Origin of the sequence: Cryobacterium zongtaii (assembly GCF_002909375.1) — a bacterium.
GTDB classification, from domain to species: domain Bacteria; phylum Actinomycetota; class Actinomycetes; order Actinomycetales; family Microbacteriaceae; genus Cryobacterium; species Cryobacterium zongtaii.
In genome coordinates, this window is the sequence record NZ_PPXD01000005.1 from 361,959 (window position 1) to 378,105 (window position 16,147).

The window sequence follows — 16,147 nt, forward strand, 5'->3', positions numbered from 1 at the left end:
CGGGACGACCGATGCGGCGGTCCCGGTGCAGAACGCGGGAACCGACCGGGGTGTGGAGGAGGGGCGAGGCCTTAGAGCACCATGAAGAACTGGTCGCCGATCTCGACCCTGGCACCCCGGCCCACCAGATACCGCCGGCCCGGCTCGCAGCGCAGCGCCGGCGCCGGCGCCCGCCGCACGACGGTGCCGTTGCCGGAGAACCTGTCGTTGACCCAGAACTCGCCGTCGTGCTGGCCGAATTCGAGGTGGCTCTTGGACACCGACATGCCCAGGTCGGTGATTTGGATCAGGTGGTCGAACTGTTCCGACGGCTGGGGCAGCGGGCGGCGGCCGATGAGACCGCTGCCGCGCACCGAAACGGTTTCGCCGGTGCTGAACTGCAGGGTGTACCGTGCGGGCTCCGACTTCTCGGCCGGTGCCGCCGCGTGAGCGCCGGCGGGGCGAACGGTCGGGGGCCCGCCATCGGCCGGCTGGTCATCGGCAGGGCCGTCACCCGCCGGCCACCACGGCACCGAGATCACCGTGGTGCGGGGTGCGAGCGGCTGGATAATGGTGGTGTCGCTGGGGCGCGGGTCGGCGCGCTTGCGGGTGATGGGGGTCGCCGAGGTCGAGCTGCCGCAGCCGCCGCAGAACATTGCGCCTTCTGGCAGGTGCGCCCCGCAAATTTGGCAGTTCACTGACCCGGTCCCTTCGTGCTCTCGCGAGCTCCCCACAGCCTGCGCCTGCGCCGGCCATCCCGCCCGGCAGTTCTCTTAGCGTAGCGACCGAATGACCGCACCGAGATGACCGCGCGCAGGCGGTCCCGACGGTTGAGTCCGGCCCGCAGGCCGTTCTGCAGCTCCCGCACCGACACCCAGATGCCGTCAGGGTCGATCTGCGCCGCCCCGTCGGGAGCGAAGACGGCCCGGTCCACCTCCCGGGCCAGCCAGAGAGCGCGCACTCCGCCGACGGATCGGGCCAGCTCGGTGCGGGTCGCCAGGGGCGGCACGAACAGGCCGTGATCGGTCACGCTGTCGGCGAATTCCCGCCAGCCACCCACGATGCGGTCGATCGGCCGGTGGGCCAGACGGCGCTGTCGGCGACGCCGCCACTTGGCGATAACGATGCCGAGCAACGGTGCAGCGAGAAGGCCGATCCCGAGCAGGGACCAGGCCGCTATGCTCACGATCAGCCTGACCACAGCCCAGAACGGGTCGGCAGCGGCGGGCGGGTCGGTGGTCTGGCTTTCCGGCTGGCTGGGCTCGGGTTGTTCGGCGGTCTCCGGCACCGGCGGGGGCAGCACGGTCTGCGGGCGGGAGATCGGAGCGGGGTCGTCGGGTTGGCGGGCCGGGATCTCCCGGACGGGCGGGTTGGGATCCAGCGCCACCCAGCCGTCGGCCTGGGTCTGCACCTCGATCCACGCCGAGGCGTCGGCGCCGGTCACCGGGGCGGTAGCTCCCTCCGCGGCGGGTACAAAGCCCACCACCACCCGCGCCGGAAAGCCGATCTGCCGGGCCATCAGAGCCGCCGTGACCGCGTATTGTTCGCCATCGCCGAGCATCGGCTGGTCCTGCAGCAGCTCGTCGATGCGGTCAACACCGTGCCCGGACCGGCTGACGGGTTCCCCGGCGGTGCCGTGGCTGACGTATCCGGTCGTGGCCAGGAAGTCGAGCACGGCCTGCAGGCTCTGGCCCGGTGTGTCGCCCGGCCGCAGGACACCGGCCAGGGTCTCTTCGAGGCCGTCGGGCAGCACCGCGGCGGGCGGTAGGACCGCGGAGCCGGGCCGGGCATCTGCCAGGTCACCGACGAGAGTGGGCACGACGGCGGTGCTGGTGTAGCTGTCGCCCTCCTCCAGGCCGGTGACCACGGCGGCGGTGCCACCGAGGTCGTTGTACACGAACGACTCCTGGCGGGCGGCCGCGGTGGCGCCGGTGAACTCGATCTGTTCCAACGCTCCGACGCCGGGCACCCAGACGCCGTCGTACTCCCGGATCGACACCGACAGGGAGACCTCGTCGCCGCGCACGGCACTCTGGTCGAGACGGTAGGGCAGCCTGGTGAAGGTGCCGGAGTCCGGCCCCGCCGCATCCGCGGTGCCCACCGAATACACCACCCCGTCGTAGTCGTCGAGGGTCGCCAGCCGGATGCGCCCGCCGGCCGGGAGCCCCTCGACCTCGAAGAGCACGGTGTCGGCGAGGTCCGGCTGCTGGTAGTTGCGGAACGCGGACAGCGGACTCGGGTAGGCGCGGGCGTCGAAAGGCGCCACCACCCGGGTGCGCAGCACGTCCCTGGCCGCGGTGGGCGGCAGGGCGACGGCGGCGACGGTGCCGGCCAGGACCGCCACCGTCAGCCCGAGAGCCGCGACGACCACGGACCGGGCCGCGCCCATCCGCCGGTCGGCCGCCGGCAGCCGCGCCGCGGTCGCCGACACCAGCAGGCGACCCCGGCGGCGTTCCAGGTTCAGCCAGAGCAGCCAGAGCACCAGCACGGCGAACAGCGTGAGGCCCAGCAGGGTGGGCGCCGTGGCCTGGCTGGGGCCGAGTGCGATGCCGGCCACGAACAGCAGCACCGGCGCCAGCAGGGCCGGTTCCGCGGCCCGGCTGCGGAGGGCCACCGAGAGCCCGGTGACGCTGCTGAGTAGCACCAGGATCAGCGCGGGCACCAGCAGAGCCTGGTACGACCCGACCGGCAGCACGATGGTCACGAGTTGCTTCCAGCCGAGCGCCGTGGCCGGCACCAGCTCGGCGAGGCCGGCCAGGCTCGGCAGCACCCCGTAGAGGGCTCGGCCGGGCACGGCCAGCGGAACCCCGACGAGGAGATAGCCGCCGATGGTCGCGAGGCCGACCACCCAGGCCGGCCAGCGGAACGCGGTGCCGACGAGGGCGATGCCGCAGCCGAGCACCGCGGCGACGGCGACGAGCAGCACGAAGGCGCCGGTCTGGTAAATCGGCCACAGGGCGGCGGCGGCCACACCGGTGGCCGCCAACAGGGCCACGGTGTTGCCGATGATGAAGCGCACGCTCATGCGGCGGCCCCCCGGGCCAGGCTGTGCTGCAGGTCGTCGAGGAAGCCGATGGTGAGCAGGCTCAGTCCGCCGGCCCGGCGGAGGCCCGGGCGGGCCCCTGGCTCGCAGACGACGGCGACCACCTCGACTCCGAGCGGGAATCCCGCCGCGGAGGCACGCAGTGCGGCCAACGGCGTCGCAGATCCGCAGAGCAGGAACGCCACCGACAGCCCGTCGACCGCGGCGGCGGCCCGCCTGGACAGTGCGCGGACGCCGTCGGCGTCTGGCGCCAGGTCGACGCCGCTCAGGTCGTCGAGCAGCCGGGTGGGGGTGAGCGTGCTGAGCTGGCGCGAGCTGGCCAGCACCGACACCGTGCGTGCATCACGGATCGCCCGGATGCCCAGCGAGCCGGCCGCGCTGACGGCGAGCTCGAATTCCTCGTCGTCGGCGAAGTCGCCCGTGGCCAGGCTCAGGGCCACGAGCAGGTGACTGCGGCGGGTCTGCTCGTATTGGCGCACCATGAGCCGGCCGGTCTTGGCGGTGCTCTTCCAGTGGATGCTGCGCCGCTCGTCGCCGCTCTGATACTCGCGCAGCGCGTGGAACGCCACGTCGCTGGCGGTGAGGTCGCGGGTGGGTTGACCCTCGAGGTCGCGCACGAAGCCCTGGCTCATGCTGGGGATGGCGATGGTGCGCGGGTGCACGTAGAGGTCGATCCGCTGGGCGAGCACCGTCTCCAGCCGCACCAACCCCACCGGATCGGCCCGCACTGTGTGCACGGGCCCGATCGGGATGATGCCCCGGCGTTCGGCGGGAACCACGAACACCTCGTTGATGCCGGCTCGGGCGGCCAGGGACGGCATCGGGAATTCGGCCAGCCCGGCGCCCACCGGTACCTGAACCGTCACGGCGGCCAGACGCCGGCCGGTCGGGTTGTGCACGTCGACCTGTCCGGGCACCCGCTCCCCCGCGACGACCCTCTCGACGGGCAGGGTCAACGTGATGTGGTGGCCGCTCTGGCCGAGCAGGTGCGCGAGCGCGCCGACCACCAGGACGGCGGCCGCCCAGCCGATCGCGGTGAGTTCGGCCCAGCCCAGGCCGTAGCCGGCGCCGAGAAGTGCCGCCGCGCATCCGGCGACGCCCCAGCCGAGCGGTGTGACGGCCTGGAGCAGCCGGGTTCGTCTAGAGGACATCCGGCCTCTGGTCCTCCCCGCTGCGCGGCGGCGGCGTCTCGACCAGGATCCGGCCGATCACGCTCGACGCGCTGACCCCGTCGAATTCGGCCTCCGCGTCCAGCAGCAGCCGGTGCGCGAGCACGGGTTCGGCGAGCGCCTTCACATCGTCGGGGGTCACGTAGTGGCGGCCCTGGGAGGCCGCGTAGGTCTTGGCGGTGCGGATGAGCGCGAGGGCACCCCGCACGCTGGCGCCCAGGCGGACCTCCGGGCTGGTGCGGGTGGCGTCGACGAGTCGGGCGACGTAGTCGTTGATGGTCGCGTCGACGAACACGGTGCGGGCCAGCGCCGCCACTTCGACGACGGACTCGGCCGAGAGCACCGGCGCCAGGCGGCCGTCGTGGGCGCGCCGGCCGGCGCCTTCCAGAATGCGCACGGTGGCCGCGTGGTCGGGGTAGCCGATCGAGGTCTTCATCAGGAACCTGTCCAGCTGGGCCTCCGGAAGCCTGTAGGTGCCGGCCTGCTCGATGGGGTTCTGGGTCGCGATCACCATGAACGGGCCCGCCACCCTGTGGGTGACACCGTCAACGGTGACCTGGCCCTCCTCCATCACCTCGAGCAGTGCGGCCTGGGTCTTGGGGCTGGCCCGGTTGATCTCGTCGGCCAGCACGATGTTGGCGAACACCGGTCCGCGGTGGAATTCGAAGGTGGCCGTTCGCTGGTCGAAGATGCTCACGCCGGTGATGTCGCCCGGCAGCAGGTCGGGAGTGAACTGCACCCGGTTGCTGGTGCCGCGCACGCTCTGCGCGATGGCACGGGCCAGTGAGGTCTTCCCGGTGCCGGGAACGTCCTCCAGGAGCAGGTGGCCCTCACTGAACAGGGCGGTGAACGCCAGCCTGATGACGTGCTGCTTGCCCAGCACGACCTCCTCGACGCCGCGCACCAGCCTGTCGAACAGGGTCGCGAACTGACCGGCTTCCTCGATGCTCATCAGGTCGGCGTCGCGGCGGGCGCCCGGCTGGCCTGGGCTCACACGATCGGGGGTCAGGGTCATGGGGTGATCGCTTTCTTCGGGATCGGGCGGGAGTAGTCGAAGGTGTGGCCGTCCACTGTCACGGTGAGCAGCACTGTGCCGGATTCGGGCAGCGGGCCGGGCAGGGTGCAGGTGGTGGCGCTGTCGGCCGGAGTCGACGCCGATCCGGCGACCGCGCACGCGAAGGTCGCCGCGAGGGTGCCGTTCTGCGGCGCGCCGGTCCAGGAGAACCGGCCGGACGGGCCGTCGTAGGCCAGTCCGGTCACGGTGAAGGTGACGGATGCCTCCGGCGCGGTGGTGGTGCCCGACCACGGCCCGCAGGAGCCCCACACCGTGCAGGCCTGCAGCTGGAAGGCCACCGCGGAGCCGAACGGCAGGCCGAGCAGGTCGCGCGGCCAGGTGCTGCCGCCGAAGCGCTGTACCGAGCCGGAGCCATCCGCGGCTCGGATGTTGTAGTGGTCGACACCGGCTGACGGGGTCACCCCGGTGAGGTGGTAGTCCCAGGCGTCACCCTGCTGCTCCATCGCACCCTGCACCTGGCTGATCGCGCCGGGAGCGGGCCGCACCAGGACCGTGGCAACGGCGGTCGCCGCGCAACCGGCCCGGTTGTACCCCCAGACCACGAATGAGTAACTGCCATCGTCGGCGAGCAGGCCGTCGAACACGGCGCTGCGCCCGCCGGCCGGCACACTCTTCTGGTCGAGCACCACCCCGCCGGCGCGGGGTGCCGTGACGGTGCCGGGCGCGGGGCTCGACACCGAGCAGGCCTGCGCGCCGGTGGGCTGCCCGCCGCCGCTGATCCGCTGCACGAAGTAGCCCGCGACGGCGTCGCCGCGATCGGCGAAACCGTCCCAGGTCACGGTGACGGCGCCGCTGACATCGGTCGCCGTCGCGGTGATCCCGCCGGCGACCGCCGCACCGTACGGCGTTCCGGTGGCGGCGGTGGTGTTCCAGCTCGACAGGGCGGGGTAGGCGTCGTTGCGGGCACTGACGGTGTAGCCAATGCTGGTCCCGTTGGCCAGGCCGTCTACGCGCAGGGTGCAGCGGGCGGCCGCGCAGCGGGCTCCGGTGGCGCTCACCTCGGGTTGGGCGACCCCGGCGACACTGACCTGGTAGCCGCGGATGGCGGTGCCGCCGCCCGTCGCCGCCACGAGGTCCCAGCCGAGCAGCAGGGCACCGTCTTCGGGCACGGCGGTGAGCCCGGTGGGTGCGGCCGGGATCACGTCGGACCAGACCGTGGCGGCGAGGGTGACTGCCGTCGCTGTGCCGACGCCGTTCTGCGCGGCGACGCTGACGCGCACGGCGTTGGCCTGCCCGTTGCCGGGTGTGGCGAGGGTGCAGGAAGTGGCCGCGCACACTGTGCTGCCGAGGGTGCGGCCGGAGGCGGCGTCGAGGGTGGTCACCTGGTAGCCGGAGATGGGCGAGTTGTTGGCGGCGCCGGGGTTGAAGACCACGGTGACGCGCCCGTCGGCGAAGCCCGTGGCCCGCAGCCCGGTGACGGCGTCGGGAACGTCCTGCACCGATACCCGCACGGTGCCCCAGGTGTACCGGTCGGGGTCGTTGGTGGCGTCAGCGACCTGGTACTGCAGGGTGCTGTCAGTGGGCTGCGCGTCGGCGGACACCCGCACGGTGAGCCTGCTGTTGTCGGCGCTGGGGGTGATCGTCACCCCGGCGGGCAGTGCGGCCGCATCCAGCCCGCGTACCGCGAGCACGCGCAGTGGGACCGCGGGGAACGGGTTGGTGGCGCCGTCGTTGGCGAGCACATCGATGACGGTGCTGCGCCCGCGGGGCGCGATGGCCGCATCCGTGGCCGGCAGCGCGAGGGGTCTGGTGGAGGCCACGACCTTCAGTTCGACGCGCCCGGCCTTTCCGGTGCTGAGGTCGTCGCGCACCCCGATCGTGACCGCGCTGGTGCTGCCCTTCGGGGTGCCGTCCAGAGCGGTCACGGTGAGCAGGCTGCCGTTCAGCGTCTGCTCGAAGCCGGTCGGCACCGGGTCGAGCACAGTGAAGGCGAGTTCGTCGCGGTCCTCCGGGTAGGGGTAGGAGGTGAGCTTGGCCAGGTCGATGACTTTCTTCTGGCCGGGTTCGAAGTCGATTCCCGCCCCGTCGAATGCGGGCGGCTGGTTCTCCCGCGGTGTCACGGTGATCGGCAGCACTATCGTGGCAGTGCGTCCGGCGGGGTCGGTCGCGCTGGCGCCGTCGGTCACCTCGAAGGAGATGGAGGCGGGCCCGAAATACTGGTCCGCGCTGGTGAACGCGAGGGTATGGGCACCCGTTGCGAGTTCGGCGCCGTTGGCGTGCGTGGCACGCACGGTGTTGCGGTCGGTCAGTTGCACGGGCGTGTCGCCGACGGCGACGACGTAGTCGTTGATGTCGATGTTGATGGTGGCCTCGCTGGCCACGACGAGTTTGGCGGCCCCGGCCCGCAGCTGCGGGAGGGCGTCGTCGGTTCCCGGTACCCAGACGAACGCGTAGGCGATGATCTCGGGGTCTTGGGGGTGGCTGACGCTGAACGGGATGATCTGGCTGGTCTTGGCGACGGACACGCGGATCTGGGCGGTGTCGGTGACCGTCGCCGCGCCGTCGTAGCCGGGCAGGACGGCCAGCAACAGGTCCCTGGCCGGCCCTTCGGCGAAGAACACCCTGGCGAGCACGTCGACGTCGACGGTGTCCCGGCCCAGCACATCGGAGAGCCTCAACCGGGTGTCGGCGGCCTCGGGGTGGGCCCGGGGGGCGTCCGGGGTCACGACGACGGTGAGGAAGGCGGAGCCGGTGCCGCCGCGCTCGTTCTGGATCTGATAGACGAAGCCATACCGGCCGCTGACGTTCGGGGCGCGCACCACGACGAGGTCACCGTCGACGACGGCGGTGCCGGCGGCCCCGCTCGCGGCACCGTCAGTCGCCTCGACCGCGGTGATGCTCAGTGCGCCGCCGTCGGGGTCGGAGTCGTTGCCGAGCACCCGCACCGACACCCGGGAACCGGGCCGCACGGTCACCTCATCCGGCACGGCGACCGGGTTGCGGGCCCCGTCCGGGCGCGGGCTGATGCCCACCCGCACGGTGCCGGTGGCACGGGCGCCGAGGGCGTCGATGACGGCGTAGCTGAAGGTGTCGGTGCCCGCTGAGTAGTCGCCGGCCCGGTAGCTGAGCGAGTCGGCGTCGACGGCGGTGACGGTGCCCTTCTCGGGGTTGGTCTCCTGGCCGAGCAGCTGCACGGAGTCACCGTCGGGGTCGATCCCGGTGCGAGGGATCTGGATGCGCACGGTGTCACCCGCCAGTACCCGGGCGGTGACGGTGGGCGGCAGCGGCGGGTTGTTGGTGGCGGCGTCGGTCTCCCGCACCGAGATGCGCACCTCGGCGTTGGCGAACTGCCCGTCAGGGGCGCTCACCCTGTACACGGCGGTGAAGTTGCCGGTGCTGGCCGGGGCGAGGTAGCGCAACACCCGGCCGGAGGCGAAGAGCAGCCCGGCGCCGGCGGGCAGCGGGGTCGAGAGCACGGGGTCGAGAGTAAGAGGGTCGCCGTCGGGGTGTTCGTCGTTGGCGAGCACGGGGATGTCGATGGTGTCGCCGACCCGGACCGACACCGAGTCTGCCGCCGCGACGGGCGGCTGTCTGGTGGTCGCCGCGGGGATCTCGATCACCGTGACGGTGCCGGTGGCCGAGGCCAGGCCGTTGCTCACCGTGTAGTCGAAGCTGGTCGTGCCCGACTCGAGCGGGCGGGTCAGGGTGACCCTCAGGAAGTGCTGGTCGAGGATCTCGACGGTCAGTCCGCTGCCGGCGGGCACGTTGGAGCTTCCGGTGACCAGCAGCACTCCCCCGGCCGGATCGATGTCGGTTGCGAGCACGTCGATGACGGTGGGCTGCTGCGGGCGCAGGAAGGCGGTATGCGGCACCGTGATGGGCCGGCCGGGGCTGTCAGGGTCGGGGTCGACGTCGACCCGGATCAGCCCGGTCACGGTGGTCGCGCCGTCGGTCACCGCGTAGTCCAGGTAGTGCACGCCGACGGTGTCGCTGGCGAACCTGAAGGTTCCGCCGGCGAAATCCGCCGTGATGCTGACACCGGGCTTGTCTGGCACAGCGCCCAGGCGGAGCGGACCATTGCCGCCGCGGGCGTGCTCCAGCGGAGCGACGGTGACCTCGCTGCCCGCCGTGGTGCGCACGGCGAACGCGTCGGCGACGATGGGCACGGTCCCGGCCGCACGCACCGTCACGTCCAGGGTCCCCGCGCCGGTGAGGCTGCCGTCCGAGACGGCGAGGCCGACCTGGGCGGCGTCGCCGCCGTCGCCGGCATCCGTGAACAGCACGGCGCCGGCCGGCGTCGAGGTCGCGGTGTCCGGGGCCGCGGCGGTGGCCGCGGTGAGGTAGAACGGGTCACCGTCCGGGTCGATCCAGTCGCCGAGCACCTGGGTCTCCACGCTGCCGCCGGCCGCGACGGTGGCCCGGGTCTGGCGGGCCTGTGCGGGGGCGGAGTTTTCGTCCGGGCTGCGGACCGTGACCGTGACGGTGGCGTCGGCGGTGCCGCCGCGTCCGTCACTGACCGTGTAGTCGAAGCTGAGGCTGCCGGACGCCTCCGGGGTGAGGGTGAGCTGCAGCTGCTGATTGCCGGCGACCAGGTCGATGCGGCCCTGATCGGCCGGCGGCGGTTCCACACCGTCGATGACCAGCACGTCGTCGTTGGGGTCGTAGTCGTTCAGAAGCGCCGGCAGGGTGACCGTACGGCCGGGGCGGGCGCCGAACGCGTCGTCGATCGCGACCGGCGGCAGCTGGGTGTCCTCGTAGTCCGGCGGGGTGTCCTCGGTGGCGCTGGTCACCTCCTGCTGGTCGGAGACCGGGTCGATGAGGTCATCCCAGTTGTCGATGAGTTCGTTGTCCCGCTGCACGTTCCAGGTGGCGCCGTTGCGGGCGTCGTTGAGCAGCAGCCGGGTGCCGTTCTGCCGGTATTCCAGGCGCGCGTCGCCCGCGAGGCCGGCCAGGGTTGCGGTGGTTCCAGCCGGCGAACCGATGCCGCAGGCCTGCCAGGCGGTGCCGTCCGCCCACGCCGCGTAGGCACATCGACCGTCCTGGGCGGGCGCGGCCGGGCTGCCGGCGACAGACTGGTCGGCCAGGAGCTCGGTGGCAGCCCCACGGTCGAGCGGCACGCTGAGCAGACCGCTGCGGTGCGAGATCAGAACCCTGTCGCCGGCCGTCGCCGGCTCCTGCAGTCTGGGCAGGTCAGTGAGGCTGCCGGTGAGGTCGACGGCGCGTTGGGGTAGGTGCAGGATGCCGGTAGTCGTGTTCAGCAGCGCCCAGCTGCCGTTCACCTGGCTGAGCTGGTAGACGTCTGAGGGGTCCCCGGCCGACACCGTCCTCGTCTCGGCGACGGCCTCCGGGTGGTCGGGGTCGATCCGCACGAGGGTCTGCGTGGCCGGGGTGAACGCGAACAGGACTCCGGCGGCGTCGAGGCTGAACAGGGTCCCGGTGCCCAGCGCGAGGGCGGGATCTGTGGTGCTGTCGAAAGTCGCCAGGTCGGCGCTGTTCGCCCGCCAGAGGTCACCGTCGGCCGAGATCGCGGCGAGGTCGCCCGCCAGACGCACCTCGGGGGCATCCGGCGGCAGCGCCACACTGTCGGTGACCGTCGCGGTGGCCGGGTCGAGGATGTCCAGGGTGCCGTTGCCGGCGTCGACCACGAGCACTGTCCCGCCGTGCTGCACCACGGAGGTGCGGTCGGATTCGACGGGAACCACGGTGTTCAGTTCGGCGATCTCGGTGTTGACTCTGCCCACCAGCTGCCGGGTTTCGCTGGCCACCCACACGGCGGCGTCACCCAGGTCGACTTTCTGCGCGGTGTAGCCGCCGGAGACCACCGCGACGGTGACCACCAGGGCGGTGACCAGGGTTCCGCCGGTGATCGAGGCGGCGAGGGAGCGGTGCGTGGCCAGCCAACGGCGGATCATTGCGCTCCCGTTGCCGGGTCGACGCACTTCTCGGTGCTGGCGGCGCCGGTGCGTCCGTCGCGGTTCACGCTCACGGTGACGCAGACCGGCGTCCGGGCAGCGCTCGGCGCGGTGTCGGTCTGGACCGTGAACTGGGTGCCGCGCTGGATGCTGCTCTCGCCGCTCCGCAGGCTGACCACGTAGCTGTCACTGTCGCGCAGGCCCGGGTCGGCCCAGCTGAACACAATGGTGCCATCGCCCGCGCGGCCGGTGACATCGCTGACCCGCGGCAGCGCGGAGTCCCCCGGGCTCGCGGGAGCGCCGGAGAGCACCGGGCCGAGCAGCAGGGCGCCGGCGACGACGCCGAGCCCGACCACCAGCAGGCCGCCGGCGATGACGGCCGCGAGAGTGCGCCGCCGTTGGGCGGGGCGTGGCCGGTCGGCGCGGGGTGCTTCGGCGCGGGTCGACGCAGCAGCGGTGCGGGCGGCGCCCGGCTCCCGACGTTGGCGGCGGGCCGGCTGGGCGTCCACGGAGACCAGGCCGGTGATGCGGGTCTGATCGTCAGCGTCCCCGGCGGCCTGGGCTTCCCACTCGGCCGTCGCGAGCTCGAGCGGAGTCTGGGCGAGCCCGAGCTCGGCCTCCACGGCCTGCAGCTCCCGGATCAGCTCGAGCGCACTGGCCTGGCGCCGCTCGGGGCGTTTGGAGAGGGCCCGGGCCAGCACCAGCTCCAGGCGCTCCGGCACGTCGGGCCGACCGATGGGCGGCAGCGCCGTCTTCTGGATGCGGGCCATCAGCTGGGCGGGCCCGTTGCGATCGCCGGGTAGTTCGAACGGCGACCGGCCGGCCAGCAGCGTGTAGAGCGTCGCCCCGAGTGACCAGACCTCGGCGGCTACCGAGCCCGGGCTCTCGTCGAACAGCACTTCGGGCGCCGACCACGGGATCGAGAGTCCGACCTGGTCGCTCTCCTCCGCCTCACCGAGGGTGGCCGCAATGCCGAAGTCGGACAGCACCGGATGCCCGTACGCGGTGATCAGGATGTTCGACGGCTTGATGTCCCGGTGCAGCACGCCGGCCCGATGGGCGGTCTCCACGGCGCTGGCGATGGTCACCCCGATCCGGAGCAGTTCGGACACCGGCAGGCGGCCCGACCGGTAGCGCTGGTCGAGGGCGTTGGAGCAGTACTCCATCACCAGGAACGGGCGGCCGTCGGCGGACACCCCGGCCTGGAACACCGTGAGCACCGACGGGTGGGCCGACAGTTGAGCCATCAGGTTCGCCTCGGCCTGGAACAGACGCCGGACCGGGTCGCTGACCACCTCGGCGAGGAGCACCTTGACGGCCACCTGGCGCCGCGGCAGGTTCTGTTCGTACAGGAACACATCGGCGAAGCCACCGGCACCCAACGGCCTCAGGTAGGAGAACCCCGGCAGGGCCGGGGGCGTCGACGGCAGTCTTACCGCCATGGCGCCTCCCGTGAATCGTCTCGAACGGTCGAAGGAACCGACCGGATTGCCTGCTTGCCCTGCCTGATCGCAGGATGTGGTCGTCGTCACGGGTATCGACGACCTTGCACAATTCTACGGCTGCGGGTCCTCAGGCCCCGGCAGCGGCGTCGGCCGAGTCGTCATGAACATCGGCGTCATGAACATCGGCGTCATGAACACTCTCGTCATGAATACCGTCGAGATCGTCGACGCTGAGCACGTCCAGGACTATCGCGGTCACGTTGTCGCGGCCGCCGTTCTCCAGCGCCGCGGTCACCAGGGCCGCGACGGCGTCCTCGGCCTTCGGGTTCGACAGCAGAAAATGCCGGATGCCGTATGCGGTCAGCTCCTTGGTGAGCCCGTCCGAACAGACCAGGATGCGCTGGCCCGCCGTCAGCGGCAGGATGCGATAGTCGGGCACCGGTGGTTCGTGGAATCCGACGGCCCGGGTGATGACATTTCCGTGCGGATGCACATCCGCTTCCTCACGGGTGATCCGGCCCGCGTCGACGAGCTCCTGCACCACCGAATGGTCGACCGTCACCTGCTCCAGGACTCCGGAGCTGAGCTGGTAGACCCGCGAGTCGCCGATGTTGTACGCGATGAACTGCGGGGCATCCGAGACGATGGCCACGGCAACGCCGGTGACGGTGGTGCCGGTGCCCAGGTCGGTGACGCCTTCGCCGGCCTTCATGTCGTCAACGGCGAGGGCGAGGGCCCGGTTGATGGCCTCTGCCGTCGTATCAGCGTCGCTGCCCAGTTCGGCGAGCCGGGTCACCACGGCCTTGCTGGCGACATCGCCGGCGGAGTGGCCGCCCATGCCGTCGGCCACCGCAAAAATGGGTGATCGGGTTACCAGGCTGTCTTCATTGACTTCGCGGCGATGACCAACGTCGGTGAGCGCGGACCAGGCCAGGGTGACGGATTTCTTCACCGCGGGGAGCGCGATCGTGTGGCTGGGTGAGCCTTGACCTATCTGGGTCACGGGTGGTGCCTTCCGAATACAAACGTGCGGCAACGCAGCGAACGACGGTCAGTCCGCTGGCAGTATCTCGATCAGGTTACCGTCCCCGATGTCCACCGTTGTACCGGGCAACACCGTGAGCGAGGCTCCGAAGCGCAACCGCTGGGTGCGACCGAGGGGAAAATGAACCAGTGTGCCGTTCGTCGAACCGAGGTCGGTGACGACGACGGCGTCGCCGTCCTGCCGGATTTCGAGGTGATTCGCCGAGACGAGCGCTGTCGCTGAGGCCACCACGATCAGCTCCAGCCGCTCACCGGGCTGGATGCGCCGAGGCCGGGGGCTTCGCCCGATCCGGTACACCGCGCCCAATCGCACCACCTCGCCGGTGGCCAACCTGAACCCGTAGGGCCCCGGCCGGTCGGCGGGTTCGTCGGCGGATGGGTCGGCCGGTTCGTCCGAGGGCTCGACGGCCGGTGCACCGGCGGCCACGACGACAACGCGGTCTCGCATCCGCCGGTCGAGCACGACCGTGTCGTCCACGATCCGTCTGGGGCGAAGCACCGTGTCAGCGGTGTCGTCCGGTTCGCCGGCGACCGACCAGAACAGGGTGTCGCCGGCGTCGATGCCCGTGCCGAGCATCCGCCCGGCAGCCAGCCGGTCGGACCGAGCGACGGCGGCCAGGGGCGAGCCGATCACCAGCCCGGTCACGGACTGGAACTCCGCCAGCAGCCAGGGCCTGATGTTGCGGTCGGTGAACCGGCGGGATCCCCCGATCGAGAAGACGTCCACGGCGATGGCTCCACGCACGACGGCGTGCACGGGGATGCCGTCTTGCGTCGGGTCGTCTCCGTTTGTCCCGTCGCCGGCGCGGCGGACGCCCGGCACGATCACCGCGAACGCGTCCGGTTCTCCAGCACCGCCAAGCGGGATCAGCGACACGAGCGCCTCGAGTGTGACGGCGGTCTCAGCGGCGAGGGCGTGCAGGGCGGCCACGACGGGGCTGGCGGTGCTGGCGGGCACAACGGCCAGGAACCCGCGGCCCACCACGAACGTCCATTCGGCGCTCTCCAACGGCGCGGTCTCGCAGCCGACCCGTCCCAGTTGCATCAGGCTCCCTCGTTCCTTTGATGCTAAACCCGACGGCCGAGTCGACTCAGCCGATGTAGCTCATCACGTGCTTGATCCGGGTGTAGTCCTCGAAGCCGTACATTGACAGGTCCTTGCCGTAGCCGGAGTGTTTGAACCCGCCGTGCGGCATCTCGGCGACGATCGGAATGTGGGTGTTGATCCAGACGCAGCCGAAGTCCAGGCGCTTGGCCATCCGCATGGCCCGCCCATGATTGGAGGTCCACACCGACGAGGCCAGCCCGTACTGCACGTCGTTGGCCCAGGCCAGGGCCTCGGCTTCATCGGTGAAGCTCTGCACGGTGATCACCGGGCCGAAGATCTCCCGCTGCACCGCCTCGTCGGTCTGCCGCAGCCCGCTCACCACGGTGGCCTCGTGGAAATAGCCGGTGCTGCCCTGCCGGTGGCCGCCGAGCTCGACCACGGCGTGGTCGGGCAGCCGGTCGATGAAGCCGGTCACCTGGTCCAGCTGGTTGCGGTTGTTCACCGGTCCGAACAGGAAGCCCGCCTCGCTCGGCGGCCCGGTGCGGGCGTTCTGGGCGGCGTGGGCGGCGAGCGCCGCCACGAACTCGTCGTGGATGCCGGCCTGCACGAGCACCCGGGTGGCTGCCGTGCAGTCCTGGCCGGCGTTGAAGAAGCCTGCCGCGCTGATGCCCTCAACGGCCTGCGCGATGTCGGCGTCGTCGAAGACGACGACCGGCGCCTTGCCGCCGAGCTCCAGGTGCACCCGTTTGAGGTCGGTGGCGGCGGCCCTGGCCACCTCCATGCCGGCGCGCACCGAACCGGTGATCGAGACCAGTTGCGGGATCTTGTGGTCGATCATCGCCGCTCCGGTGCTGCGATCCCCCATCACCACGTTGAACACGCCCGGCGGCAGGAACTCCGCAGCCACTTCCGCCAGCAGCAGGGTGGCGCTCGGGGTGGTGTCGGAGGGCTTGAGCACCGTGGTGTTGCCGGCGGCGAGCGCCGGGGCGAACTTCCACACCGCCATGTTCAGCGGGTAATTCCACGGTGTCACCTGACCGACGACGCCGATCGGCTCCCGGCGGATGAAAGAGGTGTGGTCCTTCATATACTCGCCGCCGCTTCTGCCCTCGAGCACCCTGGCGGCACCGGCGAAGAACCGGATCTGGTCCACCGACACCAGGATTTCGTCGTCGACGAGGGTGCTGCGCGGTTTGCCGGTGTCCCGGGATTCCGCGTCGGCGAATTCCTCTGCGCGCGCCTCGACGGCATCGGCGATGCGGAACAGGGCCAGCTGGCGTTCGGCGGGGGTGGATTCGCCCCAACCCTCGAATGCGGCCGCGGCGGCCCGGTAGGCCGAATCCACGTCGGCGGCGGTCGACACCGGGCTGGAGCCGTAGCTCTGCTCGGTGGCAGGGTCGATGAGGTCGATGGTGGTCGCTGAGGTGGACTCGACGTGGTCGCCGTTGATGAAGTTGCGTAGCGCGCTCATGCGCGTCAGCCTAGCCGCCCG

The 16,147-nt window shown here is 71.5% G+C and carries 9 protein-coding genes; all 9 read right to left on the minus strand.

The genetic code is table 11. From position 1 onward, the window contains the following. Positions 1 to 71 precede the first annotated feature (71 nt). Positions 72 to 677 carry an FHA domain-containing protein gene (locus tag C3B61_RS03960; protein ID WP_103459617.1) on the minus strand — a complete coding sequence of 202 codons (606 nt, stop codon included), beginning with the start codon at positions 675 to 677 and terminating at the stop codon, positions 72 to 74. Further along, positions 674 to 3,004: a transglutaminase domain-containing protein gene (locus C3B61_RS03965; protein ID WP_103459618.1), complete on the minus strand. Its 2,331-nt coding sequence runs from the start codon at positions 3,002 to 3,004 to the stop codon at positions 674 to 676. Before C3B61_RS03965 ends, C3B61_RS03960 begins: the two co-directional genes overlap by 4 nt. Then, complete coding sequence (locus C3B61_RS03970; protein WP_103459619.1) at positions 3,001 to 4,173, minus strand: DUF58 domain-containing protein; 1,173 nt, start codon at positions 4,171 to 4,173, stop codon at positions 3,001 to 3,003. Before C3B61_RS03970 ends, C3B61_RS03965 begins: the two co-directional genes overlap by 4 nt. Continuing rightward, the gene (locus C3B61_RS03975) at positions 4,163 to 5,143 is read right to left on the minus strand and encodes an AAA family ATPase (RefSeq protein WP_103459661.1); all 981 of its coding nucleotides are present in this window, start codon (positions 5,141 to 5,143) and stop codon (positions 4,163 to 4,165) included. Before C3B61_RS03975 ends, C3B61_RS03970 begins: the two co-directional genes overlap by 11 nt. Before the next feature lie 59 nt (positions 5,144 to 5,202). Further along, a complete protein-coding gene (locus C3B61_RS03980) occupies positions 5,203 to 11,118 on the minus strand; it encodes an Ig-like domain-containing protein (RefSeq protein WP_103459620.1) in 5,916 nt (1,971 codons plus the stop codon). Next, on the minus strand, positions 11,115 to 12,560 hold the full coding sequence (locus tag C3B61_RS03985; protein WP_103459621.1) for a serine/threonine-protein kinase: 1,446 nt from the start codon (positions 12,558 to 12,560) through the stop codon (positions 11,115 to 11,117). The genes C3B61_RS03980 and C3B61_RS03985 overlap by 4 nt, the downstream gene beginning before the upstream one ends. A gap of 130 nt (positions 12,561 to 12,690) precedes the next feature. Further along, complete coding sequence (locus C3B61_RS03990; protein ID WP_103459622.1) at positions 12,691 to 13,566, minus strand: PP2C family protein-serine/threonine phosphatase; 876 nt, start codon at positions 13,564 to 13,566, stop codon at positions 12,691 to 12,693. A 48-nt stretch (positions 13,567 to 13,614) separates the two neighbouring features. After that, entirely contained in the window at positions 13,615 to 14,652 is a 1,038-nt protein-coding gene (locus C3B61_RS03995) for an FHA domain-containing protein (protein ID WP_103459623.1), read from the minus strand. A 46-nt stretch (positions 14,653 to 14,698) separates the two neighbouring features. Continuing rightward, the gene (locus C3B61_RS04000; RefSeq protein WP_103459624.1) at positions 14,699 to 16,126 is read right to left on the minus strand and encodes a gamma-aminobutyraldehyde dehydrogenase; all 1,428 of its coding nucleotides are present in this window, start codon (positions 16,124 to 16,126) and stop codon (positions 14,699 to 14,701) included. Between the last annotated feature and the right edge of the window lie 21 nt (positions 16,127 to 16,147).